Annotated in this window: 16 protein-coding genes; 9 read left to right on the plus strand and 7 right to left on the minus strand. The window is 71.9% G+C overall.

What is annotated here, in order from left to right; all coding sequences use genetic code 11:
* Nucleotides 1–15: 15 nt before the first annotated feature.
* Both IE226_RS28130 and IE226_RS28135 read right to left on the minus strand, forming a co-directional pair.
* Nucleotides 16–1086, minus strand: coding sequence for a DUF8017 domain-containing protein (locus tag IE226_RS28130; protein WP_190084206.1), 1071 nt, complete (start codon nt 1084–1086; stop codon nt 16–18).
* Nucleotides 1087–1176: 90 nt separating this feature from the next.
* Nucleotides 1177–2106 carry a DUF8017 domain-containing protein gene (locus tag IE226_RS28135; RefSeq protein ID WP_308429552.1) on the minus strand — a complete coding sequence of 310 codons (930 nt, stop codon included), beginning with the start codon at nt 2104–2106 and terminating at the stop codon, nt 1177–1179.
* 81 nt (nt 2107–2187) lie between these two features.
* Between IE226_RS28135 and IE226_RS28140 the strand changes: the two genes are divergently transcribed.
* From IE226_RS28140 to IE226_RS28150, 3 genes are all read left to right on the plus strand, one after another.
* Nucleotides 2188–2640, plus strand: a complete 453-nt coding sequence (locus IE226_RS28140; protein WP_229871583.1) for a DUF4442 domain-containing protein — start codon at nt 2188–2190, stop codon at nt 2638–2640.
* Nucleotides 2641–2895: 255 nt separating this feature from the next.
* Complete coding sequence (locus IE226_RS28145) at nt 2896–4494, plus strand: carboxylesterase/lipase family protein (protein WP_190084207.1); 1599 nt, start codon at nt 2896–2898, stop codon at nt 4492–4494.
* A gap of 82 nt (nt 4495–4576) precedes the next feature.
* Complete coding sequence (locus IE226_RS28150) at nt 4577–5248, plus strand: DedA family protein (protein WP_190084208.1); 672 nt, start codon at nt 4577–4579, stop codon at nt 5246–5248.
* Nucleotides 5249–5252: 4 nt separating this feature from the next.
* On the opposite strand, the gene IE226_RS28155 is transcribed toward IE226_RS28150, so the two are convergent.
* Nucleotides 5253–5783 (minus strand): gamma carbonic anhydrase family protein, encoded by a 531-nt coding sequence (locus tag IE226_RS28155; RefSeq protein ID WP_190084209.1) that lies wholly within the window; start codon nt 5781–5783, stop codon nt 5253–5255.
* 132 nt (nt 5784–5915) lie between these two features.
* Between IE226_RS28155 and IE226_RS28160 the strand changes: the two genes are divergently transcribed.
* Nucleotides 5916–6653 carry an acyltransferase gene (locus IE226_RS28160; RefSeq protein WP_190084210.1) on the plus strand — a complete coding sequence of 246 codons (738 nt, stop codon included), beginning with the start codon at nt 5916–5918 and terminating at the stop codon, nt 6651–6653.
* 217 nt (nt 6654–6870) lie between these two features.
* Here IE226_RS28160 and IE226_RS28165 read toward each other — a convergent pair whose 3' ends face one another.
* Nucleotides 6871–7734 (minus strand): DMT family transporter, encoded by an 864-nt coding sequence (locus tag IE226_RS28165; RefSeq protein WP_190084211.1) that lies wholly within the window; start codon nt 7732–7734, stop codon nt 6871–6873.
* Nucleotides 7735–7828: 94 nt separating this feature from the next.
* On the opposite strand from IE226_RS28165, the gene IE226_RS28170 reads away from it, so the two are divergent.
* On the plus strand, nt 7829–8413 hold the full coding sequence (locus IE226_RS28170) for an XRE family transcriptional regulator (RefSeq protein WP_190084212.1): 585 nt from the start codon (nt 7829–7831) through the stop codon (nt 8411–8413).
* 50 nt (nt 8414–8463) lie between these two features.
* Nucleotides 8464–9021 carry a YbaK/EbsC family protein gene (locus tag IE226_RS28175; protein WP_190084213.1) on the plus strand — a complete coding sequence of 186 codons (558 nt, stop codon included), beginning with the start codon at nt 8464–8466 and terminating at the stop codon, nt 9019–9021.
* Between the two features lie 63 nt (nt 9022–9084).
* Here the strand turns inward: IE226_RS28175 and IE226_RS28180 are convergent, their stop codons facing one another.
* The 3 genes from IE226_RS28180 to IE226_RS28190 all read right to left on the minus strand — a co-directional run bounded on the left by IE226_RS28180 (nt 9085) and on the right by IE226_RS28190 (nt 12676).
* Nucleotides 9085–10299, minus strand: a complete 1215-nt coding sequence (locus tag IE226_RS28180) for a CaiB/BaiF CoA transferase family protein (RefSeq protein ID WP_190084214.1) — start codon at nt 10297–10299, stop codon at nt 9085–9087.
* 83 nt (nt 10300–10382) lie between these two features.
* A complete protein-coding gene (locus IE226_RS28185; RefSeq protein ID WP_190084215.1) occupies nt 10383–11924 on the minus strand; it encodes a sensor histidine kinase in 1542 nt (513 codons plus the stop codon).
* Between the two features lie 95 nt (nt 11925–12019).
* Nucleotides 12020–12676: a response regulator gene (locus IE226_RS28190; RefSeq protein ID WP_190084216.1), complete on the minus strand. Its 657-nt coding sequence runs from the start codon at nt 12674–12676 to the stop codon at nt 12020–12022.
* A gap of 608 nt (nt 12677–13284) precedes the next feature.
* Between IE226_RS28190 and IE226_RS28195 the strand changes: the two genes are divergently transcribed.
* The 3 genes from IE226_RS28195 (at nt 13285) to IE226_RS28205 (ending at nt 16086) form a co-directional block, all read left to right on the plus strand.
* Nucleotides 13285–14058 (plus strand): GNAT family N-acetyltransferase, encoded by a 774-nt coding sequence (locus IE226_RS28195; RefSeq protein WP_190084217.1) that lies wholly within the window; start codon nt 13285–13287, stop codon nt 14056–14058.
* The gene (locus IE226_RS28200) at nt 14055–14834 is read left to right on the plus strand and encodes a lysophospholipid acyltransferase family protein (RefSeq protein ID WP_190084218.1); all 780 of its coding nucleotides are present in this window, start codon (nt 14055–14057) and stop codon (nt 14832–14834) included. Before IE226_RS28195 ends, IE226_RS28200 begins: the two co-directional genes overlap by 4 nt.
* A 460-nt stretch (nt 14835–15294) precedes the next feature.
* Nucleotides 15295–16086, plus strand: a complete 792-nt coding sequence (locus tag IE226_RS28205) for a hypothetical protein (RefSeq protein WP_190084219.1) — start codon at nt 15295–15297, stop codon at nt 16084–16086.
* The last annotated feature ends 7 nt before the right edge of the window (nt 16087–16093 follow it).

The raw sequence follows: 16093 nt of genomic DNA on the forward strand, positions 1-16093 counted from the left end.
GGCGGAGGAAACGTGTCAGGACTCCGTGGGGTCCCCGTGCAGACGCACCGTATTGAGGATCTTCATGACGGTGGCCTCCGGGATCTCGTCCTTGACGCCCTTGGCGCCGTAGAGGCTCCAGGCCACGTACTCACCGTCGGAGTTCTTGAAGCCGAAGGTGATCGCCTTGCCGTCCGAGTCGCACTTGCCGTTCTGCGGCGTGTTCGTCGAATGGGCGCGCGCGATGCTGCCCTTGACGCCGGTCTTCGTGGTGAACGGCTCCGCCTTCTTGGTGAAGGTGAGGCTCTTCTTGTCCGGTTGCGTGTAGCCGCCGAAGACCCACCACGGCACCTGGTTGACCGCGACCTCGTCGGTGCTCTTCGCGCCGTTCGCGCCCTTGGTGCCGACGGCGCCGAGGGAGGTGTCGTCCTTCGTGCCGTCCTTGTCGTCGTCGGACGAGCACCACTTCGACTTGTAGACCGCCGGTGCGGACATGCCGATGAGGGTGGTGCCGTCACCCTTCTTGGCGTCCTCGAAGCCGATGAAGGTGTCGGGCGTCTGCACCTCCCAGTCGGCCGGGACGTCGAAGGCGGTGCCCCACTTGGGGTTCACCACGACCTGCCAGCCCTTGACCACCGGCTTCGGGCCCTTGTTCGTGCCGCGCTCGGTACCGCCGTCGTCCGTGGAGACGTCCGAACCGGGCTTCTGGGACGCCGACTTGGTCGGAGCCTTGGAAGGCTTGTCGTTCGCCTCGTCGTCCTTGTCACCGCCGAGCACCAGGAACCCGGTGACACCGGCGGCCACCACGACCGCCGTCGCCGCGACAATGGCGACGAGCTTCGTCTTGTTGCCGTTGCCGCCGCCCCCGTCACCGCCGGGCTGCGGCGTCACCCCCATCGGCGCGGTCGGCGCGCTCCACTGCCCCTGCGGCCGGCCCGGCTGCCCCGGCCCCTGCTGCTGATAGGGATTGGGCTGCTGGTATCCCGGCTGCTTGTACGGGTTCGGCTGCTGGTACCCCGGCTGCTGGTACCCCGGCTCCTTGTACGGATTGGGATTCTGGTCCTGCGGGTTCTGCTCGCCCCCGGGCGGCTGCTGTCCTGGCCACATGGCGGGAAACGATACGGGGTCAGGACACCGGGGCAGCGCGGCAGCCCCTGGTGGCAGGGCCTGTGGTGGGGCCTGCGGCGGGGCGGTCGCTCAGGATGGGGACCCGTTGTCGTATTCGCGCACCGTGCTGAGCATCTTCTTCACCGTCGCGTCCGGGACTTCCCCGCTCACGCCCTTGGCGCCGAAGAACGACCACGAGACGAACTTCCCCTCGGAGTCCTTGAATCCGAAGGTGGTGGCCTTGCCGTCCGAGTCGCACTTGTCGTCCTTGGCGACGCCGGAGACCGAGGACGTGGCCACGCTGCCCCGGATGCCCGACTTGGTGGTGTAGGACTCCACCGCGCTGGTCTTGATGTTCTGCCGGTCGGGCTGGGAGTACTGGCCGTACACCCACGTCGCCGAGTTCTCCCTGGCGATCTCCTCGGTGCTCTTCGCGTCGCGGTTGCCCTTGCTGCCGGCCTCGGCGAGCGGCGTGTGGTCCTTGACGCCGTCCCGGTCGGGATCGCTCGTGCACCACTGCTTCTTGAACACGGCGGGCGCCATCATCGCGATCAGGATGCTGTCCTCGTCGTCGGCCTCCCCGACGGCGTCCACCCAGTCCTGCGACTTGAGCTCCCACTGAGGGGGCGCGTCGAAGGCGATGCCGCGCTCGGCGTTCACGACCGTCTGCCAGCCGGCGATCGTCGGCTTCGGCCCGCCGTCCACGCCGCGTTCGGTGCCACCGGACTCGGCCGGTCTCGTCGGCTCGGACGCGGAGGATCGCGCGGGACCCGGCTTCGCGTCGTCCTCCTTGTCACCGCCCAGGACCAGGAACCCCGTCACACCGGCGCCCACTACGACTGCGGCCGCGGCGACGACGGCGATGACCTTGGTCCGGTTGCCGCCCCCGTCGCCCCGCGGGCCCCTGCCGCGCCGCCGGGGACAGTGGGAGCGTTCCAGGGCGCGGGCTGCTGGTATCCCGGCTGCCGGTACGGATTCGGCTGGTCCGGCCCGCCCCCGGGCTGCTGCTCTCCTGGCCACATGGGCAGCAACGATAGGCGATCGCGATCTACGTCCGGGGACTCCTGGCCAAAGAACGCTACTCGTGGGTAACATCGCGCCATGAGCGCTGACCAGATGTCGATAGGCGAGATGCTCGCCGCCACCGTGCCGATGGCCCGGACCCTGAACCTCGAGTTCCGTGAGACCACGCCCGACAAGGCGGTGGTCGCCCTGCCCGACCAGGCCGAGTACCACAACCACGTCGGCGGGCCGCACGCCGGAGCCATGTTCACGCTGGGGGAGTCGGCCAGCGGCGCGATCGTGCTCGCCGCGTTCGGGGAGCAGCTCTCGCGGGCCGTACCCCTCGCCGTGAGCGCCGACATCGCGTACAAGAAGCTCGCCATGGGGCCGGTGACCGCCACCGCGACCCTGGGCCGCCCGGCCTCCGAGGTCGTGGCCGAGCTGGACGCGGGGCAGCGGCCCGAGTTCCCGGTGGCGATCGCGATCCAGCGCGAGGACGGCGCCGTGACCGGCGAGATGACGGTCGTCTGGACGCTGCGCCCCAATAACTGAGTCGCGTACGGGCGTTCACTTCCGTACGTTCGTTGAACACGGCGGCGCCACGTCGGCCGGGCCACGGGGGTCCCGACCGGCGAGGCGCCGTCTTTCGTTCACCTTATTGACACGAGTCAGTGACGGTCATAGTTTTCCGCCGCCAGGTGTCGACGTCATCCAGGGAGTCGCCGCATGAGACGCAGGAGAACCACGGCAGCCACGGCAACCACGAAAAGAGCGGCAAGAGCGGCACATGCGGGAAGGGCGAGGCGCATGGCGTCCGCCCTCGTCGTCATGGCCGCCGCCGCGGCCCTGCTCACCCCGCACCCCGCGCAGGCCGCCCCCGGCAAGGGCACGCTCGTGCGTACGGACGCGGGCTGGGTGCGCGGGGAGTCCACGGCCGAGGGGCGACAGTTCCTCGGCATCCCCTACGCGCGCCGGCCCGTCGGCGACCTCCGCTGGAAGGAGCCGCGGCCGGTCAAGCCCTGGCAGGGTGTCCGCGGCGCGACCTCGTTCGGCAACCGCTGCGTGCAGAGCGCCAGTTGGGACCCCGGCTACGAGAACCCCAGTCACACGGAGGACTGCCTCGACCTCAACGTCTACACGCCCGAGGGGCAGCGCGAGCAGCGCCCCGTCCTGGTCTGGCTGCACGGCGGCGGGCTCACCGCGGGCGCGGGGGAGGACATCGTGCCCGACTCCTTCGCCCGGCGTACCGGCACCGTGGTCGTGACCGTCAACTACCGCCTCGGAGCGATGGGGTTCCTCGCCGGGGACGGGCTCGACCCGGAGGCGTCCGACGGTGTCTCCGGCAACTACGGCATGCTCGACCAGCAGGCCGCCCTGCGCTGGGTGCGCGCCAACATCGACTCGTTCGGCGGCGACCGGCGGCGCGTGACCATCGCGGGCGAGTCGGCGGGCGGTCGTTCGGTCTGTACCCAGCTCGCCTCGCCCACCGCCAAGGGCCTCTACCGCGCGGGCATCGTGCAGAGCGGTGCCTACGGCGACTGCGCGGCCCGCGAGCGCAAGGACGCCCTCACGCAGGGAGCCGCCTTCGCCGAGAAGGCGGGCTGCCCCGACCCGGCGACCGCCCTCGCCTGTCTGCGGAAGAAGCCTGCCGAGGAGATCCTCGCGGCGCAGGCCGGGTTCGACTGGGGCCCGGTGGCGGGCGGCGACTTCCTGCCGGTCCAGCCGGAGCAGGCGTACAAGAACGGGAGCGCCTCCCGCGTGCCGGTCCTGAACGGCGCGAACAGCGACGAAGGACGGCTCTTCGCCTACGGACAGTTCGACGCGCAGGGCAAGCCCCTCACCGAGGAGCAGTACCCGGCCGCCCTCACGCGGGCGTACGGCGCCGATCTTGGCGCCAAGGTCCTCAAGCGCTATCCGGTGTCCGGGCACGCCACGCCCACGCACGCGTACGCCGCCGCCCAGGGCGACCGGATGTTCGCCTGTACGGCGCTGCGCATGGACAGGGCGCTCGCGGGCCGCGGCCCCGTCTACGCCTACGAGTTCGCCGACCGCACCTCGCCGCCCTTCGCCTCGATCCGCGAGGCGGGCAAGACGTTCGACTTCGGGGCGACCCACGTCAACGAAGTGCAGTACCTCTTCAAGCACTTCGGTCTCCCGACACCGCTCAACGCCGAACAGAAGGCCCTGGCGCGGCAGATGGTCCAGTACTGGGGCTCCTTCGTCCACGGCGGCGCGCCGCGCGCGGAGGGCCAGCCCACCGCCCCCGACCAGCGGACACAGCCCGGCCGCGTGCTCTCGCTGCGCACCGCCTCCGCGGGCGGCAACGAGCTGAGCGCCACCGTGGCCCGTGAGCACCAGTGTGACCTGTGGGACCGCGAGGACTCCGCCCCGGCCGACGCCGGGTGAGCGGGTAGGCTGCCCGGCGTGCGCGCTCCGGGGGGATCGCGCACGCCGGGTACACGCACCATCAGCACAGGAGGAACCGGCGTTGCACGTCCAGGAATGGCTGGAGACCGTACCGGCCGTCAGTATCTACGCGCTGGTGGGCGTGATCATCGGTCTGGAGAGCCTGGGCATCCCGCTGCCGGGTGAGATCGTCCTCGTCTCGGCCGCGCTGCTCTCCTCCCAGCACGGCGAGCTCAACCCCGTCATCCTCGGGATCTGCGCCACGGCAGGCGCCATCATCGGCGACTCCATCGGGTACGCGATCGGACGCAAGGGCGGCCGGCCGCTCCTCGCCTGGCTGGAACGGAAGTTCCCCAAGCACTTCAGCGCCGCGAACGTCGGCAGCGCCGAGCAGTCGTTCCAGAAGTGGGGCATGTGGGCGGTCTTCTTCGGCCGCTTCGTCGCCCTGCTGCGGATCTTCGCCGGGCCGCTCGCGGGCGTCCTGCGCATGCCGTACTGGAAGTTCCTGATCGCCAACGTCCTGGGCGGCATCGTGTGGGCGGGCGGCACCACCGCCGTCATCTACTACATCGGTGTCGTCGCCGAGGACTGGCTCAAGCGGTTCTCGTACTTCGGTCTGGCCATCGCCGTCCTGATCGGCGTCGGCTCGATGCTGCTCGTCAAGCGCCGCGCCAAGAAGTCGGCGGCGGCGCGCGAAGCGGGGAACCGCCCGGAGCCGGCGGCCGAGCCGGTGCCCGTTCCGGCCGCCGACTGAAACCTCACCCGGCGTGGGCGTCCCGGTGGGCCTTGGCCAGTTCGACGTACATCGTGCCGTTGAGCGTGACGCCCGCGCGCTCCTCGTCCGTGAGCGGCCTGCGCACCTTGGCCGGCACGCCCGCCACGAGTGAGCCGGGGGGCACGACCATCCCCTGCGGTACGAGCGCCTGCGCCGCGACCAGCGAACCGGCGCCGATCACCGCGCCGTTGAGGACCGTCGCGCCCATGCCGATCAGGCAGTCGTCCTCGACGGTGCAGCCGTGCAGGACGGCGTTGTGGCCGACCGAGACCCGCTCGCCGATCTTCATCGGGAAGCCGAGGTCGACGTGGAGGCTGCAGTTGTCCTGGATGTTGCTGTCGGCGCCGACGACGATCGGCCCGCCGTCGGCGCGGAGCACCGCCCCGTACCAGGTGCTCGCACCGGCGTGCAGCGTCACCTCGCCGATGATGACCGAGGTGGGCGCGGTGAAGGCGTCCTGATCGATCTTCGGGTTCTTGCCGCCGAACCCGGTGATGAGTGCCTCGTGGCCCATCGGATCTCTCCATTCGTACGTGTCTCGCGCCTGGCGGAACCGTACGGGACGGGGTGGGTCCGCCGCCCCGTGGGGTGAAGATCACAGGGTTGCGGACTCACCGGGCCGCGCGGGGCTGAGTAACGTGAGCGCGTGCCGAAGAACAGGAACACGTTCTCATCCGCGGTCGCCGCCTGGCGGCGCCGCGCGACCCAGCGCGCCGTCCACGCGAGCTGGGCGTGGGTGCAGCGGACGGGCGCCGTCACCGCGCAGCGGCCGGGGCGGCTGCGGTTCGGCGCGCTCGGCGAGGGGACCAAGCTGGCCTTCCCGCAGGGGACCGTCTTCGGTGAGCCGTGGATCCGCATCGGCGACCACTGCATCATCGGCGAGCAGGTCACGCTCACCGCCGGGATGATGCCCGACCTCGACCTCGGCCCCGACCCGATCCTGCGGATCGGCAACGGCGTCGTGCTCGGTCGCGGCAGCCATGTCATCGCCGACACGACGGTGACGATAGGCGACGACTGCTACTTCGGGCCCACGGTGTACGTGACGTCCACCAACCACTCGTACGACGATCCGCATGTGCCCATCGGCAAGCAGTGGCCGCGGATGGAGCCCGTCGAGATCGGTCCCGGCTGCTGGATCGGCACGAACGCGGTGATCCTGCCGGGGGCGCGGATCGGGCGGAATGTCGTGGTGGCCGCGGGTGCGGTCGTCCGCGGTGACGTCCCCGACCACGCCGTGGTGGCCGGGGCGCCTGCCCGGGTCGTCCGCCGCTGGGACGCGGAGGCGGGGTGGCAGCCGCCGCTGCGGACGCCCGCGCCGGTGCCTATTCCTGACGGGGTCACGCCGGAGCAGTTGCTTGCGCTGGGGGAGTTGGAGGGGTAGCCGCGTCTTCTGCCGTCTGCGGGTGCCCTGTGGCTGGTCGCGCAGTTCCCCGCGCCCCTTCGGGCGCAGTTCCCCGCGCCCCTTCGGGCGCAGTTCCCCGCGCCCCTTCGGGCGCAGTTCCCCGCGCCCCTTCGGGCGCAGTTCCCCGCGCCCCTTCGGGCGCAGTTCCCCGCGCCCCTTCGGGCGCAGTTCCCCGCGCCCTCTTGCGAGGAACTGTTCAGCTCGCCAGCAATACCGTGCCCACCAGAGCCAGGCCCGCTCCCGCCGCCTGTACCCCGCGCAGGCGTTCCTTCAGTACCGCCCGTGCCGCCAGTGCCGTGATCACCGGGTACGTCGAGGAGAGCACCGCGGCCAGGGTGATCGGGCCGTTCTGGGCGGCGATCGAATACGTGCCGTTGGCCGCGACGTCCGCGAGGCCCACGAAGGCGAGCGCCGGGAGGGCCGCCCAGATCAAGCGCAGGCCCGTGCCCTCCGGGAGCGCGGCGCCGCCGCGCTTCACCGAGACGAACAGCGCGGTGCCGCCCGCGGCGACGTTCGTCACGCGCTGCACGAACAGGGCGAGGAACAGGCCGGTGAGGTTGCTCGACGCCTCGGCGATGAGGGCGAGCACAGCGCCGAAACCGAAGGCCGCGAGGAGGGTGAGCAGGATCGCCTGCCGCTGCACGGGGGCGCCGCGCAGTTCGGGGCCGCCCGCGAGCACGATGCCCACGATGGCGACGGTGAGCCCGGCGAACTGCGGGACGCCCGGCCGCTCGCCGAGGAAGAGGCCGACCGCCACCGGTACGACGACGCCCACGGAGGCGAGCGGTGAGACGACGCTCATCGGGCCGATGGCCAGCGCCTTGTAGAAGGCGAGCATCGCCACCGGGCCGAGGAGACCCGCCGCCACCGCGAACCAGAGCTGCGGCCCCCACTCCGTCCAGCCGCCCGTGGCGACCACGATCACGCCGAGGACGACCACGGCGATGGTCTGCGAGGCGACGACCACGGTGAGAGCGGGGATGCGTCGGGTCAGCAGTCCGCCGCCGAAGTCGGCCAGGCCGTACAGCAGGCTGGTGGCCAGCGCGAACAGTGCTGTCATCGGAATTCCTCGCAGTACAGTGTGGTGAACCATTAAGTGCACCACACCGTAGTTCAATATATTTGACTCTGTCATCCAAAATAATGGACGGAATGTGTCGGACCTCGATCAGCTCACCCAGTCGCTCGCCCGCAACCTCAAGCGCTGGCGCTCGGAACGGGGCTTCACGCTCGACGCGCTCGCGGCCCGCGCGGGCGTCAGCCGCGGCATGATCATCCAGATCGAACAGGCGAGGACCAACCCCAGCGTCGGCATCACGGTGAAGCTCGCCGACGCCCTCGGCGTCAGCATCACCACCCTCCTCGACTACGAACAGGGCTCGCACGTCCGCCTCGTGCCGCCGGAACAGGCGGTGCGGATGTGGTCCACGGAGGCGGGCAGCAGCACGACACTCCTGGTCGGGACCGAGGCGCGTGGCCCCTTCGAGCTGTGGGCGTGGAAGCTGATGCCCGGCGACGGCAGCGACTCCGACGCGCACCCGCCGGGGACCATGGAGCTGCTGCACGTCGCCGCGGGCGAACTCACGCTCTTGGTGGACGGCGTGGAGCATCAGGTGCCCGCCGGGTCGGCCGCCTCGTTCGAGGCGAACGTGCCGCACGGCTACCACAACAAGGGTGCCGAGCCGGTCGAGATGACCATGTCCGTGTCCGTGCCGCCGGCGCACGCCTCGTCGTACTGAGTTCCGCGGCCCGGGGCTCCACGGCCCGCCGGGTTTGTTAGCGTGCGGCCATGCGTGCACCCATGGGGAACTTCGACGACGTTCGCGCCGCGCCCGAGGCCCTCGACCTCCTGGTCGCGCCCGTCGCCGAAGCCCTGCGCGGCTGGAGCGGAAGCGTCCCCGCCGAGCAGGTCATCCACGTCGACACCGACCCGCAGTGGGCCGACACCGCCACCTTCGTGGAGCACTACGGCCGGGACATCCTGGAGCAGTCCGCGAACTGCGTGGTGGTCGCGGGCAAGCGCGGCGGCGCGTCCTCGCTCGCCGCGTGCCTGGTCCTCTCCACGACCCGCGTCGACGTGAACGGCGTCGTGCGCCGCCAACTCGGCGCGCGCAAAGCCTCGTTCGCGACGATGGACACGGCGATCGGCGAGACCGGCATGGAGTGCGGCGGCATCACCCCGATCGGCCTGCCCGCCGACTGGCCGCTGCTCGTGGACGCCGCCGTCGTCGACCTGCCGTACGTCCTGATCGGCAGCGGGAGCCGCCGGGGCAAGCTCATCGTGCCGGGCAAGGCGTTCGCCGAGCTGCCCAACGCCGTGGTACTCGAAGGGCTCGGCGTCGCCTGAAGCGGGGCTCGCGTCGACCGGCGTGGGGCTCGCGTCGACTGCCGCAGGCGGGGCCGAGCCGGCTCATCCGCAGACCCCCTCCTCGCGCAGCCGGGTGATCTCGTCGGGGTCGCGCCCCAGCTCCGCGAGGATCCGCTCGGTGTGCTCGCCCGCGGCAGGCACCGCATCCATGCGCGGCTCCACGCCGCTCAGATTCGCGGGCGGCAGCAGCGCCTGCACGGGCGACGAGCTGCCCGGAATCGCGACCTCCCGCCAGCGTTCGCGCTCGCCGAGCGCGGGGTGGTCGAGGAACTCGGCGACCGAATTGACGCCCGCGTTCGCGATGTTGGCCCGGTCCAGCAGCTCCATCGCCTCCTCGCTGCCGAGTTCGGCGAACCGCGCGGAAATGATCGCGTCGAGCTCCTCGCGGTGCGCGACACGGTCGGAGCCGGTGGCGAACCGCGGGTCGTCGGTCAGCTCGGGCCGCCCGACGACCTGCTCGCACAGGGCGGCCCACTCGCGCTCGTTCTGAACGGAGAGCAGCACGTCCTTGCCGTCGGAGGCGGTGAACGGGCCGTACGGGGCGACGGTCGCGTGCCGGGCCCCGACGCGCGGGGGCTGCGTGCCGCCGTAGCGCGTGTAGTACGCGGGCTGGCTCATCCACTCGCCGAGCGCGTCGAAGAGGGACACGTCGACGGCCGGTGCGCGGCCGGTGGTCGCCCGGGTGAAGAGCGCGGTCAGGATGCCGGTGTAGGCGTACATCCCACCGGCGATGTCCGCGACCGAGATGCCGGCCCGCACCGCCTCGTCGGGCGTGCCGGTCAGCGAGAGCAGCCCCGTCTGACACTGCACGAGCAGGTCGTACGCCTTCCGGTCCGCCCAGGAGCCGCTGATGCCGTAGCCGCTGAGGGTGCAGGGGATCAACGAGGGGTAGCGGGCCTGGAGTTCGGCGGCGCCGAGGCCGAGTCGGTCCGCGGCGCCGGGGGCGAGGTTCTGCACGAACACATCGGCTCCCGCCAGGAGTTCGTGCAGGATCACGAGGCCCTCGTCGGACTTGAGGTCCAGGGTGAGGGACTCCTTGGAACGGTTGAGCCAGACGAAGTAGCTGGCCTGCCCGTGCACGGTGGTGTCGTAGCGGCGGGCGAAGTCGCCGCCGCCGGACCGCTCGACCTTGATCACGCGAGCGCCGAGATCGGCCAGCTGCCGGGTGGCGAAGGGCGCGGCGACGGCCTGTTCGAGACTGACGACGGTGATGCCCTCCAGGGGGAGCTGACCGGACGGATCGTGGTGCGGCGCCATGACTGCCTCTCGTTCGCGGGTGCTGTCCGAGTCGTTACGATCACACAGACCGGCCCCCCGACCGGCGGTGGACGCCCGTCTCGTCAATCGTCCTCGCCCACGACCGACTTGGACACGAGCCGCCCGTCGGCGAAGCAGAGGCGGTAGCCGTCGGACGACATGAAGCGCGTGCTGTAGTACGTGCAGTCCTGGCCGCGCGGGGTCGGGGGAGCACCGTCCGGAGGGCCGTCCCTGGTGAAGTCCGGGAGCCGTGACTCCACTTCGTCGCGCGGCTGCCCGGCCGTCAGGCCCTCGTACACCTCCCGGTCGAGGACCGAGAACACGGAGCTGACCAGGCTGAGAGGGATCATGAGGAGCAGGATTCCGGCGAGGACCGCGAGCGGGGCCAGGACCGCCTGGGCGAGCCGTCGTCTGAGCTGCCGCCTGGCCTGTTCCTGTTCGCGGGCCGACGCGGTCGGCCGGGGCGGGTCCACGGCACGCGGGGCGGCGCCCGTGGCGGGCAGTTCGGCGATCACCTCGAAGCCGCCCTCGTCGGTGGGGGCCGCGCGCAGGGTGCCGCCCGCCAGGCGTACCCGCTCGTCGAGGCCGACCAGGCCGCTGCCGCTCGACGCGACGCCGGGCAGGCGCCCCGCCGCGGGGGCCGGGTCGTTGGTCACCGTCAGGCGCAGCATGTCACCGTCCCGCGTGATCCTGGCCCGGACCTTCGCGCCCGCCGCGTGCTTGGCGGCGTTCGTCAAGGACTCCTGGAGCACCCGGTGCACGGCGAGGGCGACCATCGCCGGCGGGTTCTCCGTGGCTCCCGACCGTTCGAGCGTGACATCGACCCCGGAGGCCCGCGCGCGCTCGACCACGGTGTCCGCGCTCTCGTCCGACGGGGCACGGGGCGGCACTTCGTCGTCGGCCCGCAGTACGCCGATGATCTCCCGCAGCCGTTCGGTCGCCGCGCCCGCGGCCTCGCGCAGTTCGCCGACGGCCGCCTGCTGGCGGGCGTCGAGCGTGGGATCGACCTCCAGGACGCCCGCCTGGACGGCGATGAGGGTCAGGTCGTGGCCGAGCGAGTCATGCATGTCGTTCGCGATACGGGCCCGCTCGCGGATACGGGTGCGGTCCGCGACGGCCCGCTGCTCGTGCTCCATGCGCTCGGCCAGCCGCCAGCCGGTGGCCATCAGGTCCGCGAACTGGCGGCGGAAACGGCCGAGCAGCCAGGGCAGCACCACGGCGGTCAACAGCGTCAGGAGCATCGTGGGCCAGCCCCACAGATCGCTCGCCACGACCGCGCAGAGCACGAGTCCGGCCACCGCGAGCGCCCCGAAGAACCACAGCGCGGGGCGCATCGCCACCGTACGACTGCCGGCGAGGTACCCGAACACGGCGAGTGGCGCCCAGTACGCGGGCGTCAGCATCTCCGGGTCGCTCAGCAGGCTCAGCGCGACCGGCACCGCGAGGGCGGCGAGCGGCCGGCGCCTGCCACACGCCACGGCGGCCCCGAGCAGCGGGACGCCCGCGGCGGCCACGACCGCGTCACGCCCGTCGAGACCGAAGACGCCCGAGACCGGCGGTACGCACAGCAGGAGCCAGAGTCCGATGTCGAGGAGTCGGGAGAACCAGCCTTGTGTGCGGCGCATCCGCACAGGATCGCCGATCACGCGGGGCCCGCGCCTCTGCCGAAAGTAGGGGATCGTTCCTGTGGGCCTCTGTGGGTTCGTGAGTCCCGGGCTGCCTATTGCGCGCCGACAAGGCCCGCCTCGTACGCGAGGATCGCCGCCTGTACCCGGTTCTTGAAGCCGAGGCGGGCCAGGACCTGGCTGACGTACGCCTTCACCGTGCCCTCCACGACATGCAGCCGCCGGGCGATCTCCGCGTTCGACAGACCGGCGCCGACCAGCGCGAGCACCTCGCGCTCGCGTGCCGTCAGCTCTTCGACGCGGGCTCGCGCGGTGGTCTGCCTGCCGAGCTGCCCCGCGCCGAGGTGGGAGATGACCCGCCGCGCGATCGACGGGGAGAGGTACGCGCCGCCCTCGGCGACGGCCTGCACCCCGGCGATCAGCTCGCGCGGATTGCCTGACTTGAGGAGGAATCCGGCGGCGCCCGAGCCGAGCGCGCTCGCGATGTACTCGTCCTCGGAGAACGTGGTGAGCATCGCCACGGCCGTGTCCGGCGCGACCCGGCTCAGTTCGGCCGCCGCCCGGAGGCCGTCGAGGCGGGGCATCCGGATGTCGAGGAGGCAGACGTCGGGGCGGTGCGCCAGCGTCAGCTCGATCGCCTCGCGCCCGTCGCCCGCCTCGGCGACGACCTCGATGCCTTCGGCGGCGCCGAGGATGGCCCGCACCCCGGCCCGGATCATCGCCTCGTCGTCGGCAAGCAGCACTCGGATCATGCGAGCACGCTACCCGGCCCGGCAAGACCCGGGCCCCGAGGAGGACTTGGGGGGAGGGGACGAGGCTGCTCACACCGCGGGGCCTGACCAAGAGATACGGCGAGAAGACCGCGGCCGACGCATCGACGCATCGATGCGCTGTCGATCGCCGAGCCGCAGCGGACCCGGCGGCGGCCTGTACTTCACTTCACTTCCTGCTCACGGCGGCTGCGGAGACGGGGACTTCGCGCACGTGGTGGCCCGGGCGTGCGCCGTCGCCGTTCATCTGATGCTCATGAGTGTCCTGACCGTCGGCCTCGCGGCCATCGTGCGCAGTTCAGCCGGGACCACCACCGTGCTGTTCGTGCTGCTGCTCATCGTGCCGACGATCCCGCGATCGACTCCCCTCGACGCCCCCATCGACTCCCCTCGATTCCCTTCGACTTCCTCACGAACCTGGCGCAGTTCCTGCCCGGGCGGCGGGCACGCAGTTCCTCACGGGCGACGCGGATCTCTCGGTCCCGCCGCCGGACTCCCGCTCCCGGCCACGGCTATCCCCAGGCGTCGCGACGCCTGAGCCGCCTCCGCCGGCCGGGGCCGACCCTTCTCGAACGGAGACCGGATCTGTCATGTCCTCGACATCCACCGCCGCCACGCCCGCTGCCCCTCCTGTCACCAGCACCTACGTCACCTACGTCACCTCCATCGCCGACTCCGAAGAGCAGGTCCGGGCCGCGCAGCGACTGCGGTACCGCGTCTTCGGCGAGGAGATGGGTGCCAGGCTGCACACCCCTCTGCCCGGCCACGACATCGACCCGCACGACGATCTCGCGGACCACCTGATCGTCACCGACACCACCACCGGCGAGGTCGTCGGCACATACCGACTGCTGCCACCGGGACGGGCCGAACGCGGCTACTCGGACGGGGAGTTCGACCTGATCGCGCTGGACGGGTTGCGGTCCTCCACGATCGAGGCGGGCCGCTCCTGCGTGCACCCCGACCACCGCAGCGGTGCCGTGATCAACCTCATGTGGTCGGCGCTCGCCCGCTATGTCCTGCTCTCCGGCCACCGCTATCTGGCGGGCTGCGCCTCGGTCCCGCTCGCCGACGGCGGCAAAGCGGCGTCGAGCGCCTGGCTGCTCGGCACCTCCAAGCACGCGTCGCCGCCCGAACTGCGCGTGCATCCCCGGCGCCCCTGGGTGCCCGCCGGGCCGCCGGTGGAGCGGCCCGCCTACGCCGACCTGCCGCCGCTGCTGCGGGGCTACCTGCGTCTTGGCGCGTGGATGTGCGGGGCGCCCGCGCACGACCCGGAGTTCGACGTCGCCGACTTCTTCGTGCTGCTCGACATGGACCGGCTCGGCGACCGTTACCGCCGCTACTTCCTGGGGGAGACACGATGAGCGCCGGGGTTCTGTGCACCCCGGCCTGCGTCACGCGCTCGGCGTCACGGGTGCCGCCGGCCGAAGTGGTCCGCCGGTACGCGGCGTTGTCGTACGCGATAGGCCGGGGCGTGGCGCAGGGCGAGCGGCTCGCCGAGCCCGGCACGCTGCAGGCGCGGGCCAGGGCGATCCTGGACGCGCTGGGCGTGGGCATCGAGGAGGCGCCCCGGCGGCTGACGGTGCGCGGATCACGCCCGGGCACCCTGATCGTCGCCAACCACATCTCCTGGCTCGATGTCGTCAGCCTGCTCGCCGTGGAGCCGGTGACCGTCCTGGCCAAGCGGGAGGTGGGCCAGTGGCCGGTCATCGGCGCGCTCGCCCGACGGGCCGGTACCCAGTTCATCGACCGCGACGGGCTGCGCCAACTGCCCCGCTCCGTGGCCGACCTGACGGCCACACTGCGCGCGGGCCGCTCCGTCCTCGTCTTCCCGCAGGCGACGACCTGGTGCTCCGTGCCCGGCGGCCGGTTCCGCCGGGCCACCTTCCAGGCGGCGGCCGACGCGGGCGCGCCCGTGCGTCCCGTCACCATCCGCTACTACCAGCACGGCGCCCGCAGCACCACGGCCGCCTTCCTCGGCGACGAGACCTTCGGGGCCTCGCTGCACCGCGTCGCCCGCGCCCGCGGACTGACCGTACGGGTCACCGTGCACACCGCGCTGCACGGCTGCGACCGCCGGCAACTGGCCGCCGAAGCCCAGAGGGCCGTCGCCGCCCACGAGACATCCGCCCACATCTGAGCCATCCCGCGGCTCCCGGGAACTCGGGCGGATCCCGGGAACTCGGGGCCCTGCGTCACCGACTCCTGAACAGGCACGGCCGCGTCGGTTCCGTGCTGTCGCGGTCACAAGTGTCACGAGTGTCAGGAGAGCGGCGATGAGCGATCGCCCCCGCCTTGCCCCGCTCTGCGGGTTTCTCGCCCTGCTCGCGGTGGTCTTCGCGGTGTCGTACGGGGTGGGGGCGGCCGTCGGACCGGATGAGCCGGGCGGGCGGCGGCCCGTGACCGAGACCGGGACGGAGACAGAGACGGAGCCCGGGACCGAGAGCGATGGGCACGATATGGATGGGCACGATATGGGGGGCATGCGCGGTACGCACTCGGGCGGTCACCGATAAATCCTGAAGCTGTCTGAGCGGACCGGGGTCATTTCACGTACCCACCCGGGAAAGAAGTGGCGCGAATGCAAGGATGGCCCCGCCATGACTGCTGGGTGGTGTTCTCGCGCGGTACGGGCTGCGGTGTTCGCGGCCGCCTGCGTGCTGCTCGCTGCCCTGGGACACGTCCTGATGTCGGGGTCCCCGGTGCCCGGCTGGACGCTGGCCGCCGGAGCGGTCGGAGTCGGCGGTACGGCGTGGGCGCTCGCCGGGCGCGAGCGGGGGCTGCCGCTGGTCGTTGCCGTGACGGTGGCCGCGCAGGCCGCGTTGCACTCGGCGTTCTCCCTGGCGCAGGCCGTCGCGCAGCCAGCGGGCGGGGCCCCGCTCGTACGGCGGTGGGTGCAGAACATGCTCTGCGCGGCGCCGATGGGCGCCGACGCGACCGGCAGGGGGCAGGGCTCGGCGATGTCCGCGCCGATGCCTGCCTCGGGGGCGGCCCCCGGGGCGGTGTCCGGGGCAATGCCCATGCCTGCTGTGCCCGCCATGCCTGACATGAGCTCGATGTCCTCCATGTCCTCCATGGAGCACATGGACCACATGGGCGGCGGCCACGACATGAGCGGCATGTCGCCGACCGGCATGCTCGCCGCTCACCTTCTCGCCGCCCTCCTCTGCGGTCTCTGGCTCGCGCACGGCGAACGCGCGGCCTTCCGTGTCGCGCGGGCCTTCGCCGGGTGGCTCGTCGCCCCGTTGCGGGTTCCTCTCGCGCTGCCCGCGCCCGCCCACCGTCCCCGCGTCCGGCCCCGTCTCCACCGTTCGGCGGGCCGGCCGCGGCAGTTGCTTCTCGTGCACGTCATCACTTCCCGGGGTCCGCCCGCGGGGACCGCTGTCGCCTGACAGCTGG

The organism is Streptomyces longisporoflavus (assembly GCF_014649775.1).
GTDB classification, from domain to species: Bacteria; Actinomycetota; Actinomycetes; order Streptomycetales; family Streptomycetaceae; genus Streptomyces; species Streptomyces longisporoflavus.